The sequence below is a fragment of the Hoeflea sp. EC-HK425 genome, assembly GCF_902498795.1.
GTDB lineage: Bacteria > Pseudomonadota > Alphaproteobacteria > Rhizobiales > Rhizobiaceae > Hoeflea > Hoeflea alexandrii.
On record NZ_LR701572.1, the window covers coordinates 1,826,709 to 1,844,226 of the forward strand.

At 62.1% G+C, this 17,518-nt stretch carries 25 protein-coding genes; all 25 read right to left on the bottom strand.

Going from position 1 to position 17,518, the window contains the following annotated elements; translation table 11 throughout:
- Positions 1 to 32 precede the first annotated feature (32 nt).
- Entirely contained in the window at positions 33 to 323 is a 291-nt protein-coding gene (locus SPHINGO391_RS11480; RefSeq protein ID WP_152008958.1) for a hypothetical protein, read from the bottom strand.
- Positions 304 to 771, bottom strand: a complete 468-nt coding sequence (locus SPHINGO391_RS11485) for a hypothetical protein (RefSeq protein ID WP_152008959.1) — start codon at positions 769 to 771, stop codon at positions 304 to 306. Before SPHINGO391_RS11485 ends, SPHINGO391_RS11480 begins: the two co-directional genes overlap by 20 nt.
- Positions 768 to 1,076 (bottom strand): hypothetical protein, encoded by a 309-nt coding sequence (locus SPHINGO391_RS11490; protein ID WP_152008960.1) that lies wholly within the window; start codon positions 1,074 to 1,076, stop codon positions 768 to 770. The genes SPHINGO391_RS11485 and SPHINGO391_RS11490 overlap by 4 nt, the downstream gene beginning before the upstream one ends.
- Positions 1,039 to 1,515 carry a hypothetical protein gene (locus SPHINGO391_RS11495; protein WP_152008961.1) on the bottom strand — a complete coding sequence of 159 codons (477 nt, stop codon included), beginning with the start codon at positions 1,513 to 1,515 and terminating at the stop codon, positions 1,039 to 1,041. The genes SPHINGO391_RS11490 and SPHINGO391_RS11495 overlap by 38 nt, the downstream gene beginning before the upstream one ends.
- Entirely contained in the window at positions 1,515 to 1,823 is a 309-nt protein-coding gene (locus tag SPHINGO391_RS11500; protein WP_152008962.1) for a hypothetical protein, read from the bottom strand. The genes SPHINGO391_RS11495 and SPHINGO391_RS11500 overlap by 1 nt, the downstream gene beginning before the upstream one ends.
- 2 nt (positions 1,824 to 1,825) lie before the next feature.
- The gene (locus tag SPHINGO391_RS11505) at positions 1,826 to 2,533 is read right to left on the bottom strand and encodes a peptidoglycan-binding protein (protein WP_152008963.1); all 708 of its coding nucleotides are present in this window, start codon (positions 2,531 to 2,533) and stop codon (positions 1,826 to 1,828) included.
- 26 nt (positions 2,534 to 2,559) lie between these two features.
- Entirely contained in the window at positions 2,560 to 2,979 is a 420-nt protein-coding gene (locus SPHINGO391_RS11510) for a hypothetical protein (protein ID WP_152008964.1), read from the bottom strand.
- Positions 2,979 to 4,025 carry a hypothetical protein gene (locus tag SPHINGO391_RS11515; RefSeq protein WP_152008965.1) on the bottom strand — a complete coding sequence of 349 codons (1,047 nt, stop codon included), beginning with the start codon at positions 4,023 to 4,025 and terminating at the stop codon, positions 2,979 to 2,981. Before SPHINGO391_RS11515 ends, SPHINGO391_RS11510 begins: the two co-directional genes overlap by 1 nt.
- 9 nt (positions 4,026 to 4,034) lie before the next feature.
- The gene (locus SPHINGO391_RS11520; protein ID WP_152008966.1) at positions 4,035 to 4,961 is read right to left on the bottom strand and encodes a hypothetical protein; all 927 of its coding nucleotides are present in this window, start codon (positions 4,959 to 4,961) and stop codon (positions 4,035 to 4,037) included.
- A gap of 13 nt (positions 4,962 to 4,974) precedes the next feature.
- Positions 4,975 to 5,817, bottom strand: coding sequence for a putative phage tail protein (locus tag SPHINGO391_RS11525; protein WP_152008967.1), 843 nt, complete (start codon positions 5,815 to 5,817; stop codon positions 4,975 to 4,977).
- Between the two features lie 21 nt (positions 5,818 to 5,838).
- Positions 5,839 to 6,930: a baseplate J/gp47 family protein gene (locus SPHINGO391_RS11530; RefSeq protein ID WP_152008968.1), complete on the bottom strand. Its 1,092-nt coding sequence runs from the start codon at positions 6,928 to 6,930 to the stop codon at positions 5,839 to 5,841.
- Positions 6,905 to 7,435, bottom strand: coding sequence for a phage GP46 family protein (locus SPHINGO391_RS11535; RefSeq protein WP_152008969.1), 531 nt, complete (start codon positions 7,433 to 7,435; stop codon positions 6,905 to 6,907). The genes SPHINGO391_RS11530 and SPHINGO391_RS11535 overlap by 26 nt, the downstream gene beginning before the upstream one ends.
- Positions 7,432 to 7,911 (bottom strand): phage baseplate assembly protein, encoded by a 480-nt coding sequence (locus tag SPHINGO391_RS11540; RefSeq protein ID WP_152008970.1) that lies wholly within the window; start codon positions 7,909 to 7,911, stop codon positions 7,432 to 7,434. Before SPHINGO391_RS11540 ends, SPHINGO391_RS11535 begins: the two co-directional genes overlap by 4 nt.
- Positions 7,912 to 7,914: 3 nt before the next feature.
- Positions 7,915 to 8,967 carry a hypothetical protein gene (locus tag SPHINGO391_RS11545; protein WP_152008971.1) on the bottom strand — a complete coding sequence of 351 codons (1,053 nt, stop codon included), beginning with the start codon at positions 8,965 to 8,967 and terminating at the stop codon, positions 7,915 to 7,917.
- Entirely contained in the window at positions 8,964 to 9,569 is a 606-nt protein-coding gene (locus tag SPHINGO391_RS11550; RefSeq protein WP_152008972.1) for a hypothetical protein, read from the bottom strand. The genes SPHINGO391_RS11545 and SPHINGO391_RS11550 overlap by 4 nt, the downstream gene beginning before the upstream one ends.
- Complete coding sequence (locus SPHINGO391_RS11555) at positions 9,566 to 10,033, bottom strand: DNA circularization N-terminal domain-containing protein (protein ID WP_152008973.1); 468 nt, start codon at positions 10,031 to 10,033, stop codon at positions 9,566 to 9,568. The genes SPHINGO391_RS11550 and SPHINGO391_RS11555 overlap by 4 nt, the downstream gene beginning before the upstream one ends.
- 2 nt (positions 10,034 to 10,035) lie before the next feature.
- Positions 10,036 to 11,961, bottom strand: a complete 1,926-nt coding sequence (locus SPHINGO391_RS11560; protein ID WP_152008974.1) for a phage tail tape measure protein — start codon at positions 11,959 to 11,961, stop codon at positions 10,036 to 10,038.
- Positions 11,962 to 12,058: 97 nt separating this feature from the next.
- Positions 12,059 to 12,397, bottom strand: a complete 339-nt coding sequence (locus tag SPHINGO391_RS11565; RefSeq protein ID WP_152008975.1) for a phage tail assembly protein — start codon at positions 12,395 to 12,397, stop codon at positions 12,059 to 12,061.
- A gap of 3 nt (positions 12,398 to 12,400) precedes the next feature.
- On the bottom strand, positions 12,401 to 12,772 hold the full coding sequence (locus SPHINGO391_RS11570; protein ID WP_152008976.1) for a phage tail tube protein: 372 nt from the start codon (positions 12,770 to 12,772) through the stop codon (positions 12,401 to 12,403).
- Between the two features lie 62 nt (positions 12,773 to 12,834).
- Positions 12,835 to 14,316: a hypothetical protein gene (locus tag SPHINGO391_RS11575; protein ID WP_152008977.1), complete on the bottom strand. Its 1,482-nt coding sequence runs from the start codon at positions 14,314 to 14,316 to the stop codon at positions 12,835 to 12,837.
- Positions 14,313 to 14,534: a hypothetical protein gene (locus tag SPHINGO391_RS11580; protein WP_152008978.1), complete on the bottom strand. Its 222-nt coding sequence runs from the start codon at positions 14,532 to 14,534 to the stop codon at positions 14,313 to 14,315. Before SPHINGO391_RS11580 ends, SPHINGO391_RS11575 begins: the two co-directional genes overlap by 4 nt.
- A 4-nt stretch (positions 14,535 to 14,538) precedes the next feature.
- Positions 14,539 to 15,258 carry a hypothetical protein gene (locus SPHINGO391_RS11585; protein WP_152008979.1) on the bottom strand — a complete coding sequence of 240 codons (720 nt, stop codon included), beginning with the start codon at positions 15,256 to 15,258 and terminating at the stop codon, positions 14,539 to 14,541.
- Positions 15,255 to 15,647, bottom strand: coding sequence for a hypothetical protein (locus SPHINGO391_RS11590; RefSeq protein WP_152008980.1), 393 nt, complete (start codon positions 15,645 to 15,647; stop codon positions 15,255 to 15,257). The genes SPHINGO391_RS11585 and SPHINGO391_RS11590 overlap by 4 nt, the downstream gene beginning before the upstream one ends.
- A gap of 10 nt (positions 15,648 to 15,657) precedes the next feature.
- A complete protein-coding gene (locus SPHINGO391_RS11595; RefSeq protein WP_152008981.1) occupies positions 15,658 to 16,701 on the bottom strand; it encodes a major capsid protein in 1,044 nt (347 codons plus the stop codon).
- A gap of 84 nt (positions 16,702 to 16,785) precedes the next feature.
- Positions 16,786 to 17,478, bottom strand: a complete 693-nt coding sequence (locus SPHINGO391_RS11600) for a head decoration protein (protein ID WP_152008982.1) — start codon at positions 17,476 to 17,478, stop codon at positions 16,786 to 16,788.
- Positions 17,479 to 17,518 lie beyond the last annotated feature (40 nt).

Genomic DNA, 17,518 nt, shown 5'->3' on the forward strand with positions numbered 1-17,518 from the left:
GGTTGAACCGGGATGACCGCCCCGGCAGCGGATCAGGATTGTTTCATGTGCTCCGCGATCTTGTGGAGCGTGTCCTGGATGTCGCTCTGGCGCTTGTCGGCGATGGTGTCGGCCGAGGCGGCTATCTTCTCGACAGCAGCTGCAATGCGCTCCAGACACCTCAGGGTTTCATCTGCATGCCGAGCATCGTGAAACTGGGCGTCTCTGGAGATTGCCTGCGACGGCATCTGGTTCTTGGTGCGAAAATACTGGCCTATCGCCGCCAGGCCGAAGACTGCGCCGGTCAGCAGCGTCACCAGAAACTCAGGGGTTAGCTGGTCCATCCGACACCGCCCTATTGAAGTGATTATCGATAATGGCGGCGTCTGTGATTGCACGAAATACGTTGTAGGCATCGAGCGCAAACAGCACGGGGTAGATGGCCATGCCGGTGCCCCATATCTCCGACTGCGCAAAGCCCAGCGTGATCTGAGACCAGAAGAAACAGGCAATGAATGCGCCCGCAGCCCTCAGATGCGGCGATCGTCGCCAAGCCCCATTGATCATCAGAACAATCAGGCGGCCCGCCCCCGCTGCGAAACAGACCAATGCCCATGTCTCCTGCCGCATAATATCCTGCAGCGGCGCATAGCTTTCCCGGTCAGCGAAGAGCTCCGGATTAGCAAACAGCACTAGCGACCAGTTGACCAGCATGATGGCCAGAGCCCACTCGGATGCACGCACGGCGAACGTCTTCCGGAATGATCGGGAGACATGGAGGAAGTCGATCATTGCACCCCGCTTTCAATGCCTGCTCTGAGTTCGTCGTACCATCCGGCGCATTCCCGGATTTGACCGTTGGCCCGGGACAAGGCCCGGTCCGTCTTCACGAGCGCGGCATCAAGCCGGTCTCCTTGCGAGACGGCCGATCGATGGGTGCGACGGCAGGCTTCCGGATATGAGGGCAGGCTCTGCCCGATCGCCTTCGCCGTTTCCGCGACAGCGAGCGCACGATCCACCTGACCGGCGCTCGCCCTCTCCCGCTCGGCTGCGATGAACCTACTTGGCGCGCAACCGGTCAAGAAGATCAGGATCAACAGCACAATCCCTGGGAACAGGGTACGAAAGCAGATCTGCCAGGTCGTCATTGAGGATCTCGTTTTCTGTCTGAATGGCGGCCAGCCGCCGCGAGAGGTTCACCCGGGCATTGATCTCGGCCATCAGGCGGCGATTGGCTTCCGCCGCGACCTGCCCGCGGGCCGCGCTGATCTTCTCTTCGGCATCGAGCTTTGCCTCGAGCGTCGCGATCTCGGCGCCGGCCACCATTTCGGTCATCCGCTCGTGAACCGCCCGAAGAACCGCGCTCTCCTGGTTGAGCCAAAGCCACGCGCCGGCAGCGGCAATGACGAAGAGCGGGATAGGCAGAGCAAACATCAGCACGCGGCGTGCCGGCGGAAACCAGGCTGAAGCGGCTATGGGCGCCACAAAAATGAGTGCAGGAAGGCCCCATTTCAGGAGGGTGAGAAGGATCAGCATTAACATTCCCCGCCCTGACGCTCAGGCGGCGCGATATCTTCGGGCCAGCCATCCGGCACAACTGCCGCCCGATCAGTTTTCACCTTGTCGAATTCGAGCTTGTAGGCCGCGCCCAGTAGACCCAGCGCGGCGGGCCAGATGACCATCAGCACGGCGGTCATCGCGCTCACCATCTCGACGCCCACCCACATGGCGGCCAACGTCAGAGCCACGGCACAGCCGAATACCAGCCATGCCGCTTCGCGCTTGCCACTCTTGCCGGCGATGCGAGGTGCAACGCCGAGGAACCTGAGAACATGGACCAGCATGATCAGAGCCTTGCTGCCTGGACATGCATCCAGTCGAAGTTCCGTTCGCGGCCGAGTGACACCCAGCCTGCCCGTTCCCATGCCTGCCAGAAGGGGACCGCATCGGCATGCGATAGCCGGGCTTTGGGAGCCTTGACGTGCAATCCGTTTCGTTGATTGTCGAAATCGATCGCGATACCCCAGGCGTGCATCGAGTAGCGGGAACCGCCGCGCATGCGCCTCACGTTGAGCGACCCACTGAAGACGTCGATGCCAAGATCCCGGCGCTCCTTGTCGCTGTAGGTGTCCGCAATCTCGGCAAACGCGCGGCGGGCACTCTCGACGACCTTCGTGTGCAGGGTTATGCGGGTTACAATCCGGCGCTTGTCCCAAGCGAGCTTCATGGGGAAAGGAAGATCGAGCCGCCCCTGCGACGTGCCGACAGGCCCATAAAACCGCTCGACGTCCCTCTGGTGCGGCCACGGTCCTGCTACACTTGGCTTTCCGGCAGCCGAGCTCGCGGGGCGCTCCGGATAACCTGGGCCGTTGCTCGCGCTGCGCCGCAAGGCTTCGATCGTCAATTGGTCAGCCATTCCCGAGACTGGTACGCCCTGCCCGCGCTGGAACGCCGTAAGCGCCGCAATGGTCTTGTCCCCGATATCACCGTCAATCAGGCCGCACGGATAGCCGTGTGCCGTCAGTCGGCTTTGCAGCCACTGTTCAAATGTCATGGAAATGTCCTCGGATGGGGTGTGCGTTAGCGAACGTCTTTGGCGGCAAGCCACGCCGCATCGACAGCTTCTTCCGTAAGGTCAAAAGCTGGCATCAGCATTGGGATTAGAGGATGATCACGGTTATAGGTGCCGGCATTGCGCACCCGTGAAATAGCGAAGGCTTTCTCCATGGCTGTCATGGCAGTTGCCTCGATCGCCGTTTCGATCTGAGCGAAGGTCACCCCCATGGCCAACAACATGCCCTCGAACTGAAACCGGTTGAGCGGATACATAGAAGCCGTTTCAGCGTTCGGATCATGGGCCGCGATGACCAAGTTGAGAGTGTTCACCTGCTCTTGGGACAAGTGCTCGCGCCCAAACACGGTCCCGTCGTCTCCCCACGAAATCGGCAAACCATTAAGGCCGGCTGCAGCCAACTCGTCGCCAAAAGTTGGACCGAACATCACTCGCCTCCCGTGTGAATTGTTCCAGTAATTGCGGCACGGGACGCAGCTGTGATGCCGTCGCGCCAACTGCCGGTTCCTGATGAAACGATGCCTGCAAGCGTGGCAAAATGATATCCCTCGGAAAGTCCCGATTCGGACCTACGGAGAGGCACTGGGTAGGCACCGGTTCCGTCGAAGACCGTTTCCATTACCCATGCAGAACTGATCCCGACACCATCCAAGGTCAGCGCCGTTCCCATGCGCACCCCGGAAGCGCTGACGAGAGTCGACGCGTGCAGCCCGAGGTCCACCGCCTCATCAGCCCAAATCAGAAACTCCACTCGGATTTCCGGGTTGATTTCAATCCAGGAAAGACTTGCCGTGGACCTGACGCCGCCGAAGACACCGCGAAGCGACAACGCCCGTCGGTTGAACCAGGACCGGACAAACCGCTTCGCGAAACTGTCTTCAAATGCCGGACCAGTGATGGGTCTGGCCATGCCGACCAGCGTTCTGGTTGCATCGCCTGACTTAATCTTGACGCCGGTTTCAGGATCAGCTGCATGGGCTGTCGTTGACGCTTCAAGCGTCATCGTTCCGACGTTCATGTAGGCATAGATGTAATAAAGCGTTGAGGGGGTCAGGCCAGCAGCAGCAAGGCTTACCCCCGCAGACGGTATGTCTTCATGCGCCCCGTCAATCGTCAACAAGCGCCCGTTAAATCGGGACAAGACCAAATTGCCGCCGGACAGTGACAGGCGGCATTGCCCGAAAGACAACCCGGCTATGTCTTGCTTTAGAGCCAGCGCAGCCGAGTCAGCTTTCGTTGCCAAGGCTGACACGAGTGCAGATAACGAATCTTCATTGTCCTCAATTTGTCCGACAAGCTCCAGCCATGCATCAAGCGCCTCAGGTGCACCAACCGATATTGTTGCGATGAACAGATCTGCCAACTGTTGCCCACTGATCCGCTTCATCAGGCCGGAACGCTGCACGAGAAACATGTCCGCCAGCTCCGCAGCGGCAACTGGCGGCAGATCCTTGATCTGTGTTTCCTCAGTCATCTCCCACCCTCACGCCATAACGGTAAATTCGAGAATTCCGGTCAGCCCCACCGGCACTCCTTGAGTTTCATTCCAGTTCGAGGTGACAGACGCCCCTACTGAATACCTCGTAACAATTCTGCTGGTGATCGAGTTTGCATATTCAAGGCCGCCAGGACCGGTTACCCCCGAGGTTGCAACCGAGCCGGAGAACATGGCGATCGGCGTTCTGGCAAGGCTCACCGCCTCCGATGCGGAAAATGTCGACGAATATACCCCGTCTAGTGCTCCGGCTGATCCAGTTTTTACAAACGAGAGCAGAACCTTGTTCTTGTTGACCAGGTTGGTGATGGTTGCCACGTTCGACGCGTCGGTGACAACGCGGGCAACCAGCATGTCGTCATAGGCGCTGTCGAAGGCGACATTGCTCTCCGCAAGCACGGAGGGGTTATAGCCGGAGTCGGCGAGATCCTCGAGGCTGAAACCATCGGTTGGGTTCCAGCGCAGATGATAGGTCTTGTTGGCGAGCGTCGTGAAAGTCCGGTCATCCTCGATATAGTCGCTGGTCGAGACCGGATAGATCCCGCGATGCTGGAAGCTGACCGCGCTCGGCACCTGCACCGTGCCGGCCGAGGGGCTCGTCACGTTCATCTTGCCGTCGGCGCTCTGGATCTCCGGAAAGATCGGCAGGCGGGCACGGGCCTGGGTGATCAGCACATACTGCGAGGTGTCGCCCCCACCCGTTGCAGCCAGGATCGCGGCCTCAATTGCCTTGCGCAGCTGCGCGAGATCAGTGCCCGAAGGCGTCAACCCGAAAAAGCTGATGACCTCCTGGATTTCGCGCTGCGGATGCTCGATCGCGGCGGCGGGAACCACGGAGCCCTTGGTGCCTGCGCTTCGATTTCCGTCCACATAGGACGCGTCGGCGGCTTCGCCGGCCGGCTGGATATACTTCATCGGATTGTCTCCGTCATGTTGAAAGGGATGAGGCGAGAACCGGCAGCACCAGTTTCTTGCCGGTTTCGGTGACGATGTTGGCGCCCGTCTCCGTGACGAGGTAAGGTCCGATCGGCTGTTCGGCATAATTGAAGACAACGACCGTCCAGGCCGGTGCGATGCGGCGGATCTCGCATTCAAGAACGTCGTGGTCGAAATCCAGAAGACGGGTCACACCGGTCTCACCAATACCCGTCTCGAACTGGCTTGATGGCGCATCGCGCACCAGGACAACCCATTGCTGTTCAAGGGCCGAGCCGGATACCTCACCAAGCCCGAGACACGCCCCCTCGCCCGCCAGGAAAGCATCGGGCTCCTCGAGCCCCACGACATAGCCCAGCCGCGCCGCAAGCCGTATCACGTCGGCCGGCGTGATCGTGGCAAGCCGAGCCACGCGCGCTCGCAGCGTGGCTATCCGCGCGGCGTCGGTCTGGGTGAAGCCGCCGCACAGGCCAGGGAGACCGAAATCCGATTCCCACTCATCGAGGCTGTCGACAAGCGAAGCCGAGCGAGACTCCTCGATGAGCCGCCAGGCCTTGACATAGAGATCGACGAACGGCGAGAGCAGCGCACGCGTAAGCTTGGCAATCACGGTCGACGTGCCAGGCGCCGCACCATCGGGCGTCCCCCAGGCAGCACCCCGTGGCCATAGCGACAGGCCGGAAAAAAGCAGGCCCTCGACAGTTGGCGCACTCAGCGCATCGCGCGGATCGATCTCCGGGTCGGCGAAGCCGTCATCCGGGTCGACCAAGACCACCAGTCCGCCATCCGAGGCAAAGAACTCGGGCCAGTCGGTGCTTGCATACCATGTCGACATCGCCTCACGCCCCCGCCATCATCATGACCAGGTGATCGTGCCCAGCACCGGCAACTCACCGGGCTGGAACACCGGAGCGGCAGCAGGCTCGATCAAGACATGACTTGTCTCGCCAGGAACGGTCGAGATCTCCTCCGAAAGCCATGCGCGCGGCAGTGTGAATGGATCATCCGGCAGACCCGGCCGCAACCGCGTGCCTTCGCGCGTCGCGTCAAAGAAATTGTTCAGCGCCTCGGTGACCGCGCTGCGCATGGCCGCCGTATCCGGCGACAGGCTGATCGTCAGATCCACCGGCTTCGCCACCGGCGCCATGGTGAAGTAGCGCGCCCGGACCAGCCGCAGGCTTCCGATGTAGGCGTCGACCGCTGCGAGATCGGCCGGCTCCGGTATCCCGTTGACCCGCCCCCTGAACAGCACCCAGACACCGATCGTGCCAAAACCGCCGGCGAAGTTCTTGGCCCAGGCATTCACCACGCCGGGCACATCCAGCGCCCAGTTTTCATAATCAGGCAACGCGCCGCCCTGCGGCGGTGAGGCCTTCCGCTTGAGGCCGCGCGCCCGAAGATCCTCGATGCTCTCGATGTCGGCGCCACCACCAAGACCATCAGCTCCGACGGAGACCGTCTCGGGCAGGGTCGGATAGAGCGCGGGATCGGCGAGCAGCAACTCGGCCGAGGCGTCCCGGTTGGTCGCGGCGCCGGCGCTTTCAGCCTGCACGTTGGCAGTGAATCCGCCGACCGCATTGGCGGTGAACGCCGCCGTCGTCACGTAAGTGACGCCAGCGGACACAAACCGAACGCCGGCCGGGTAGGTGACATTTGCCTGGCCGGCGCCGGTCACATGCCCCGCCGCAGCCGAAGCCGGCTTCTGCAGGATGCGGTACTCGGCGCAATGCAGCCGGATGATCGCTTCGCTGGTGGCCGTCGACAGGAACAACTGCCGAAAAATCCATTTCAGGCGGAGCTCATATTCATGCGCCAGCAGCGCCTGCACCTTGCCGATGACCCGCAGCACGTTCTGCTTGAGGCTGGCATCGGTGCCGGGCAGATACTGCCGCATGGCCCCGCGAACCGAGGCCGAAATCTCGTCAAGCGAGCGGATCGGAAACGCCATTCAACTGCTCCCACAAAACTGCATATTTTTGGTCATGAACCTGGCTGCCGTCGCGGCCGTAGCCGACGATGGTCAAGACAAGCGTTGATCGCGCACGATCCGCGGCAGCGCGCACATCGAAACGGGCGACGGCGCCTTGGTCGATCAGTGTCTGCAAGGCCGCGCGCGTGTAATCCTCGGCGAGGATCTCAACATCAGGCGTGAGCGCTCGTCGGCGCAACAACCACAGCCTGGACCCGAGCGGCGGCTCATCGGCATCGCGATCGAAACTGTCGCCGGGCCACCCGCGATTGATATCGCCATCGCGGAGCTCAGTTTCATCGGCACGGGCATCGGTCATCAGACAAATCAGGATGGCCGTCGCCAGCGCCTGGGTCGCGCGCAACCCGCCGGGGTTGATAGGGTCGTCGATCGCCGTTGTGGCGAGGTCGCCAAACTGCCCGTTCCAGACTAGGTCCGGGTCAAGCAGCGGCTCGGTCGCCGGCGCAAGCGGGATGATTTTCATGTCGCAAACACCCCGGCGGCGAAGTTGCTGGTCAGCGCATGACCGGCACTGTCAAGAGTGCCCTCTACAGCAACTGGTCGCGCCGCGGATTCGCTGCCGAAATAGACCTCACCCTCGAGGACGATCTTAGGCGCGATGATGTGCACTTTGGCCGAATGCACGATCCTCATGTCTTTCTGCACCACCGAGACGATATTGCCCGTATGGTCGTAGATCGCGGCGCCGCCCAGAGCGATTTCCGGCCGCATCGACGGGTTCTCTCCGCCGAACACATAGGCCGAATCTCGGTTGCCGCGCGCCGACATGGCCACGCCAATGCCGCCCTTGACCGGGCTGCTCGCGAAACCATGCGGCTCGATGCGATGCACTCGCTCGAAGCTGTCGCCGGCGAACCCGTTGCCGCCCACGAATTGCTGGCCCTCGCGGTGCTCGACCGTCCCATCCAACTGAAACCGGGTCAGGTTGCCGTCAAACATCAATCAAACTTCCCGGTAATCTGCATCTGTTGAGCCTGGCGCACCCCAGGCTGAATTCGATTTGCCGCGCGGATTGTCGCCGCCGAGCGCCCGCGGGTCCTTGAGAGACAGCCTCGCCGTCGTCCCGCCGGATCCGTCCTGCGACAGAGTGAGCGAGGCGATCACCATGTCCTGGCTGATGCCCAGCCAGTCGTCATCGACCTCGACCAGCCAGTTGGCTTTCCACAATTGCCCGCCCAGGTCGCGGAAACCCGCGACGGTGATCTGGCAGCTTACGCCCTCGCCACTCGCCCGCTTGGCTTCCCATATCGCTCGCTTCTTGAGCCGCTCGGATGTGGCCTCGCCTTCGAACGGCACGATCAGAGGCCGCCGCCGGCGGGCTATGCCCCTGGCCTCCGCTTCCGCCCGCAATGCCGAGGCACTGACCCCGATCGACGCCTGTCCGCGAACCTTGACGCTCGAAAAACTCGTCGCGCCAGAAAGGCTGGCTGACGCACCCTTGATGTTGACGCCACGCACAAGCGCGCCAGCATGGCGCCCCTCGGGCTTGTCGGCAAGGACAAGCTTGCCTTCCGGGCTGTCATGGATCAGCACGCCCTGCGCCCGCGCGTCCGTCTCAAGCGTCTGGAACAGCGTCTCGCCAGGCCGAACCTTGTGCACTGCCTTCTTAATGGTTCTCGCCTTGACCTCCACACCGACGCCGAGCACATCGAATTCCCTGGCGATATCGCCGAGATCTGCGTCGCGCTTGAGGCCGGTGGGGTGATCGATCGAGCATTCCGTGGCGTCGCAGCTGCGCGAGACGAAGCTCACCGAATAGGTCCGGCTATTCTCATCATGACCGGGCCTAACATCTCGCACATAGCCAGTGCCCCACAAAGCGCCCGTCACGGTGATCGTCGCCTCGTCATCAGGCGCGCAGGGAATGCCTGCCCCCGTCCATGCGATATCGAACTGCGCGGTGCGGACGGCCTCCTCGGCGGACTCGTCAAGCGCTGCGGATGTGTGCGGCAACGTCTTTCCATTGACCGAAAAGACAACGGTTTCCAGCGTCACGGCGCCACAGCCTCGAAGCTGACCGGCATGGCCAGCGAAGTGGCCACCCGGTTCCGATCGACAAGCGCCTCGGCCCGGCCCGCATCGCCATAGAGATCATAGGCGAGCAGCGTCGAGGGGAACGACACGCCGGTTTCCACCCGCACCGCCGGCGCCCGTTCCGCCGCAGTCCGCGATAGGAAGAGTGTCGCGACGCCTGTCATCGACACCAGCCACGCGACGGTTTCCGCCCCGAAGGTGCCGGCCTCACTGTAGACTGCATCAGCGCGTGCGCTGATTGCAGTCCTGGCAGCCTGAGCGTCCTGCCGCGACGGATACTCGGCACGCACCGCGGCAAAGCAGACCACCACCAGCGCGACGAGCCGCCACAGCTGGCTGTCGTCCTGCAACCGGTCAATCGCATCGGGCACGGCATTAGCGTCGGCAGCCGCCTCGCCAGTCAGCCGCGCCATTTGCATCAGCGCCGTCACGCCGCTGCCTCCGCCGGCCTGCGCCGCTACCGCCAGCGCATCGATGCGCGCGAGATCATCGGCATCGAGAATGAGTTCACGAGCGAGGCCAGAAATAATGGTCAGAACCTGTTCCATCGTCTGATCACTCACAATTGCGCCGCAATAAGCACCGATGCCGCGGCGAGACCCGCATCGAACGCCGTACGCAACTGCCCGAGCCCGCTGCCCGCTAACGACACCCCGCCGCCCGCCCGCATGAATTCCAGGCGGTAGGCGATGAAACCGTTCCTGTCTTTGCGCCGGCTGCGCGAGCAGGACAGGCAATGCGCCGCCTCGCCCGCATCCATCGGCAGGATCAACAACGATGCACCAGGCGCACCACAAGCCTGCTCCAACGCATGGCCCGCCACGTCTGCCAGGTCGCCCGCCACATAGGCCTCGACAAAGATCGTCTTCGTCCGGGCGCCCATGTCTTCGGTCAGCGAAGCGTCGCCGCCGGAGATCTCATGCGCCACCACGCGGCGACCTACTTCCGGCTCTTCCACATCGACCCAGAACGGCACGCCGCGAAACGACGCCCGCCGCAACGTCTTTGACCAGTCGCGCATCGCCATCTCTATTGTGCCCTTCCGGCTTGCCCGGCCTGCGGCATGGTGCGGCCGCGATTGCCGGAAACGGGCGCGGATGAACCCGACCCAAAGGCACCACTGATGGCGGCACGGATCTGGGCAGCGATTGATGTACCAGCATCACGAATGGCCGCCGCAGCATCCTGCCCGCCTCGCGCGATATCGTCACCAGACGCTTTCACCGCTTCAGCCGCATCCCTGCCACCCTGAGCCAGGTCCGCTCCTGATTGCGACCCAGCCTGATCTATTTTCTCTAATAAGCCCTCTAGTTCATCCACGCGCTGATTGGGGCGCAGCGAAATATTGCCGTCTGCATCAGCGGGCACAGCTAAGGGGGTACGCCCCGCGACATAAGCCTCTGTTCGCACATCACTACGGGCGCGCGCAGCCTCCTGCCTCGCCAACTCCATCTCAAACTCGGACGGTCTGACCGCAGGAACCGGCGCCGATGCGGCAGCGGCTTCGAAAACGGATAGCAGCTTTCCATCCCGCGTCCGGATCACCGGGCCGGTTTCAGGCAAACCCCTTTCCTGATAGGGAACACCATCCGGCAGGTTCGGGGTATCTGCTCCGAGGCGCGCATCGGCGCCCTGCCGGTAACCAGCGATTCTCGTCTTGTCCCATTCGGTTCTTCCGCCGCCCAACCAGAAAACACTTTTCAAGGCCTCCGGGTTGCCTGCATTCATCATTGACCAGAAGCGGCTTTCAAAGAACCCCATGCCCATCTTTGCGAAGCCGCGATCCATTGCGGCCTGATTTTCGATCGTATTGGACACGGAATCCATCCCGGCGCTTGCCGTTGGCGCGATCGCGCCACCGATGCTCGTCTTCAACCGGTCCCAGGAGTTCGCCATCTTATCAATGCTCGCCTGGGTATTTGTCGCCAACCGATCGATGTCGCCCTGCACCGTCCCCGCCGCATTGCCGAGAGCATTAAGCTGGGATGTGTACTCGCCAGTCCGGTTGATCAGCGCCCTCATCGCGATTTGCATTTGTTTGTCAGTGAACAGAAGCGGAATCTTCGAAAGGTCGCCGTCGATTGCCTCCTTTGAAAGCCGGATGAAAGCCATGAGCGTATCTTCGCCGGCCTTCTTGGCTTTCTCCATTTCCCTTCTGATGTTAATGCCGAACTGTTTCTTGAAGTTGTTGGAGACGGTTACCGAGTTCATCTTCGTAAGCACATCCATGAAGGATGTCGCCGCTTCGCCCGATGTGCCGGTTTCCATTCGAACAACCTGCAGCGCCGCCGCAAGCTTCTTGAGGCCTTCTTCACCCCGATATCCCAACGCAGCGAAGGCCGGGGCCAGTGACGGCAACTCCGCAGCCATGTCCTTCAACTCGAACTTGCCGGCCTTACCCGCCTTGGCAATGATGTCGAAGGCGACACCCATCTGGTCGGCAGCTATCCCAAACGAACCGGTGATTGCATCCGCTGTTGTCGCCATTGCAGCGAATTCAGAATCCGAAGCTTGGGCGGCGGCTGCGACTTTCGGCAGAAGTGACATCGCCTCATCGAGGGGCTTGCCGGAAGCAATCAGCGATTCCAGCCCGGAGACAACATTATCAACCGGGGCATTCACATCATCGGCGATCGTGCGCATCTGTTGGAATGCCGTCTGCATCTGAGCCGAACTGGCGTCGGCGTTGATACCGATGCGCTCCAAACGCCTCTCGATTGTCGCGAAGGCCCGGCCAGCCGACACCGCACCATAGGTGATCGCTGCAGGCGCGGCATAGCGCATCAACGCTGCGGTGGCCGCATTTGAGCTCTTGGCGATCATCGTTTGGTTTCTGAAGACCGCCGCGGCCTTCCGGTTCACGTCCGCAAGCTTGGAGCCCAACTGGCCGAAAGCCGCCATAGGCCCAAGCTTCGCCGACAGCCGGACAATGGCTTCAATCGTGCGGTTGCTCATGGTTTGCTTCCAGCTTCAAAACCGCGAACGGCCCAGGAGACACATTGCGATGGCGTCATCGCCATCACGCTTTCAAAGGAAAGGCCGAACCTGAAGATCAGCAGGTCGGCGGCGCGGCGAGCGGCTTTGCCCTCGCCCGGGTAAAAAAACCGGTGATCGCCTCTTTCACTGCGATCGCGTCGGCCAGATCGAGATCGCCAAGATCCGCAGCAGACGGCAGATCGTCTCCGCGTTTGAGCAACCGGTCGCGGTATCGCCACACCCGATCGTCATGATTTATGATCAGCATCCCGCCTTCAGGTGCCGGCTGATATTCCGCAATCTCGCCGACCGCCTCGAAATCCGCCATCTTCGGCTCGCGGAAGGTGAGGCTGTCGAAAGCCCGGCCGTGCGCCTCGTAGCGACGCGACAGCCGGATGGTCTTTTCACCGGACATGGATCAGCCCTTCTGGACGTAGGTTTCCGCAGCGCCCGCCATGCCGGTGACTTCGCCGTTCATGCGATTGATCGACGGCTCACCGGTGAAGAATGCGCGCGTGTAATAGTGCGACACACCGGTGTCATCCTCGATGAACGTCGCGTCGAACCGGTCGGCTGTCATCAGCGCCTGCATGTTCTGCCCCTTGTCGGCAAACGACATTTCGAAGGCATAGGGCGTGAGCGTCGAAACCCGGTCGGTCGACCGGTCCTGGTTCACGACAGCCTCGACGGAACGGCCAGCCGTCATCAGCGTCATGGTGCCACGCAGCGAAAAGGTTTCGCCATTTGAAAGCCGAAGGCGGATCTGACCGCCATAATCTTTACCAGCCATTTTCAGGATCCTTTGTTTGGAATCGGGTCAACCGGGCGCTATCTCGCCCGGTTCAAGTTCGGTCAGCGAAACTGGGAGTAGACGCGCGCCAGCCCCGAGAAGATGTCGAGCGGATTGGTGAAGTCCATCGGCACCACCGCATCAACCCGGTTCGGATTGTCACCGTTGCGGGTGACCGTGAGATCCTTGAGTGCTGTGGCCGAGTTCTCCAGAACCCCGCGCAGCTCAAGATCCACATAGGCATGGTAGCACGTGGCCTCGATGTCCTTCGGCGTCGAAACCGAGCCGACATTACCGGGGTTGTCGTCGGCAATCACCTTGTTGGAATGCTCGAACGCCAGCTGCGCCAGCATGTAGCGCAGCGAATACATCAGCGCATGCGGCTTCTGGATATCGCGGAACGTGGTGTCGGGTACGCCCGCAGTGGTGCGGGCATGCGTAATGATCTTGTCTACCGCCACCCGGCCATTGCCGTTGACGCTCCAAGAAGAAAGCCCTGCAGCGAGAAACGCGTTCCGGGTCGCGAGATCCGGCCAGTAGGCCCCATCCGACGGCGCGCTGATTCCCTCGACCACGAGGCCGGTCTGGTTGCGGTTCACATCGCCCGTCGCGCCACCGGCGAGCCACGGCGCCACGCGCCCGATCATCGCTGCCACCCACAGATACCCCGGCTCGGAATGACCGCCCGAGGCAAAGGTCGGCACCGCGCAAAGCTTCCAGGTGTCCTTGCCCTCGCCGTAGGAAATCAGGTTCGACTGGCTGTCGCGCTTCGGATAATAGGCGATGCCGAATTTCTGGTTGGCATAGGACCAGCGGCCCGACGCTTCCGAAAGAAGCGTGTCGTACTTGCCCACATTGGTGGCGTCGCCGAAGGCCGAGACCAGGAACGACCAGTCATCTTCCTCGATCGCCGCGTTCGCCGAAGACGTGTCAGGTGTGCCGGCGCCCGCCGTTCCCTCCGCAATGGTCAGTACGCCAGTCAGAGCGTTGGTGCCGTCGAGCACCGGAACGCTTACCCCGATTTCCGCCGCATAGGCCCCGGCGTGGCGCGCCGTGATGGTGACCACGTTGGTGGCCACCGTCGAGGTGTAGGGCAGAGCGTGGCCACTCTGCGGATTGTCATAGGCGTTGATCGCGGCGTTGATCGCCGCGGCCACCGTGTTGGCGCTGTCGCCGGCAGCAATCGAGATCGAAACCAGTTCGCCCATGATATTGATCACACCGGTGCCGCCGGCGGCAGGCACCGTGCCCACCGTGATGGTGCGAATCTCTGCGGTCCCGGAGGCCGGGATAGAGACGATGAAGAGCGGGTGTGTTGGCGCATTCTTGCGGAACACGTTGACCATCTGCTCGAGCATCGAGCCCTTGCCGGCCAGCGCGCGGGCCTGGGAGCGAGAAGCGCAGGACACCTTGACATTGTCCGACATCGAACCGGCCGATGTCTTGTGGCCATACAGGATGACCGGCGCCAGATCTTCGAACTGGCCGCCGCTCTCCACCGAGAACGCGAACAGGGGGGCCACGAGGTTTGCAGGTACGGTCATTTCCGCGTCTCCTTGTTGGATGCGGCCGCCGCCGCCGGTTTGCTGGGTCTGGGTTTCGATTGAGGCTCGTCGTCCGCCGTGAGCTCAAGAGCGCCTTCGCTGATCAGCCGAGCGTAATAGCGGTTTGCCGGGTCGATCATCTTGCCCGCTTCCGGGAAGGCTTCGCCGTCCGTGGTGCGCAGCAATGGAGCGCCCTCGGCTGGTTTGTAACGTTGCATGTTCCTACTCCAGTGTTGCGCCAGCCGCCGGACCCGCGCTGGGATCAACGGTGAGCTCCGTCAGGTTCGTTCGGGTCTCGCCGGCAAGGTGCGTCGCGAGCACGGTCAGTTTCGCCTTGGCATAGGATCCCGCTGGCAGCGCGTCGTATAGTGTTTTGATCCGGCCAGTCAGCCCGGCTTCGTCGCTCAGTTCGTCATCGGCGATGGTCAGTGTCATTCGCATGAATTCCCGCTGGAACCGTAAGCCAAGCTCCGGCACCGTGTGGCTCTCCTGCTCGATCTTGTCGCAATGCGTGGCGATCCGTCGAAACAAACGCCCTCGCTCAGAATAGAGCAACTCCTTGCGCACCTGTGCCATCATCGCCGACAGCACCAACCGCGCCTCGGGGTCGCTTCCCGCCACCGCATCGACATAAGTCGCGCCGATGTCTTCGTCGCGGGCGATCACAGCCAGTTCCCCGACGATCTCCAGCGTCATCTGGCAATAGTTGTCGCGCACATCCGCCGCTGCGCCGCGCGCTTCGACCGTCGAGTCTTCCGTATAAAGTGCCAGCACAGGCGTATATGGCAGATCTCCGGACGCCAGATTGTCGATGTCGGCAACGCTCGCCTGTCGACTGTCAAACACCATGGCGCGGGCAAGCGTCGGGAACGCATCTGTCGCTCCGGTCGGCAGCAACACTTCCATGGCGGCCAATCGCACGGCTTCAGCGGTCAGCGTCATGGCTTCGCCTTGTTGATGTAGAAAACGCGCCGGGAAGAGCCGTCGCGGTGAATATCGGCAATCTCATAGATCACGGTGTCGGCCACAAGATGGTCGCCCCTTTTCGGCAGCCATGGCCATGTACCGTCATCATGAGCGGTAATCACCGCGTCGAACGCTACGTTGGCCGGCCCGGTCTTTCCGGCCTGCATGAACTGTTCGTTGCGCAGCGGCGGCGGATTAAATTCGACGGATCCCGGAAACGGAAAACTCGCCCGGGCCGGATCGGCTTCCCGGCGGTGATTGACCGTCGTGCCGCCCTTGCGGGCGATTGCCTCAACCTCAACGGTGTCAAAGAGCGCCGCCGCGTCAGTCTCGAGACGGCGCTCCATATCGGTCCAGTTGCTCATCGGCCTGGGGTCAGTTCGAGGTCTTGACCTGTACAACGCACTCCGGCTGCTTGTTCACCGCCAAGCGGTTGGTCTGGGATTCCAGTTCAACCCCCTTGCCGTGCTTCAGCGACTCGACCGAAATGTAGATCGTGTCGGCGTCGGGCTCCTGATTGACGAGATCCATATGGTGCACCGGAGCCTCGAAGGTCCGCATCATCGACTGGGTCCCGGTCGGATAGGCGGTGCCGGAATTGTCGGCGACGTTCTTCTCGGTCGTGATCGCTCCATTGGCGGCGCGAACCGGCAGGCCGCCCTTGTACTCGCGCCATACGATGTCGCCGAACTCGAAGGCGCGGCCCCAGTTGCCGGCGCGGTTTTCGCGATTGAGCTGCTTGTGCTCGCTCGAGTTCTGGGCATTGAGCCAAAACTTCTCGACGTTCGGATGGGTGATGAGCTTGCCGAAGAACTTCGAATCCACCACGGCTTCGACGCCCGCACTGGTCTCGCCCTTCAGGTTGGTCATCGTGTGATCGATCACTTCCTCGCACTTCGCCCGGACATCGGTCCCGGCCGTGCCGAGAACGAAGTCCACCTCCTTCTTGGTAATCCCGAAGACCGTGTAGAGATCGTAAAGCGTCTTGCCGCGGCCATCCTTTATCAGGCCCTTCAGCGCGCCGAGGCGGATGTATTCGAGGGTGATCGAATGGTTGCGGCGGATGAGATCGAGCTTGCGAGCGGTCTCGCGGTCGACCGAGCGCTGATCAACCTGGCCGTTGAAGACCTGCAGCAGCCCGTCCACATCGCCGACCGCGATCCGTTCGAGGTGCGGGAAGTGCGGGATCTGCAGGATCACGCCACCCTCATCCGCGTCCGTCCCGCCGACAGATCCGGGCGCGCCGGGCTCCTGGGCGGAAAGAACGTAGATCTGGCCATTGCGGTAGTCCACCCGCACGAAGCGGGCGCCGAGCGTCTCGATCGGGAACAGGTTGAGGGCGTTCAGAAGCCCGAACTCGTTGGGAAGACGGTTGACCTCTTGGGTCAGGTCCGTGCTGGTGTAGAGATAGTCGAACATGAGTGTCTCCTGCGGCGCGGCGACACGCCACGCTCGTCAATGGGTGGATGGCAAGGGCGCGGAGAGAAGCCGCACCCTGTTTGATCAGCGCTGGATGATGTTGAGCTGCTTCAGCGTTTCGATGCCCGCAGCCTTCTCGGTAGCGGTGATGCCGTCGGGCCAGACGATCTTGTCCGCGGAAAGGATGGCAGGTCCGCGATCGAGTGACAGCCCGTCGACGGCAACCCCATCGGGGGCCGTGGTGTTGCGGAGAGACAGGCCGATGATGTCGCCATCGCCCGGAACCCAGGCGACGCGGGTGTTGGACGGATCTTCCTGGTCGATGGCGACATCGATCACGAAGCTGTCGCCCACGACGAAGTCGGTTCCACCGCCGGTGATCGTGAACTTGACCTGCTTGGCGAAAGCCGCGCCGCCGGTCGCTTCGCCGACGGTCTTTCCATCCGGCCCCTCGACCTGGAACTTCGAAGCGGAGTCGGCCCCGCCGGTTGTGCAGCGCAACGTATACCGGCCCTCCTGAACCGCCTTGACAGTCGTGTAGAACGGATCCGCGAGGGCGATGGTGCCGTTGCCGGTGTTACCCGCGACCGCCGCTGCCGTTGCCGCCAGGTTTGCAGTGGCGACATCCAGCATCAGCGGCGTGCCGAGAACGACCTTGCGTTCGGAGCCCGAACCGGCCTTGAGCGTGTAGTTTTCGCGGCAGAACTGCGGGTCGTATTCCTGCTTGAGAAGGTCACTCTCGCGGACCGGCGCAGCATGGGAATAATAGGGCATCATGGGATTTACTCCTGTTGACCGGCATCACGCCTGCTTGCGG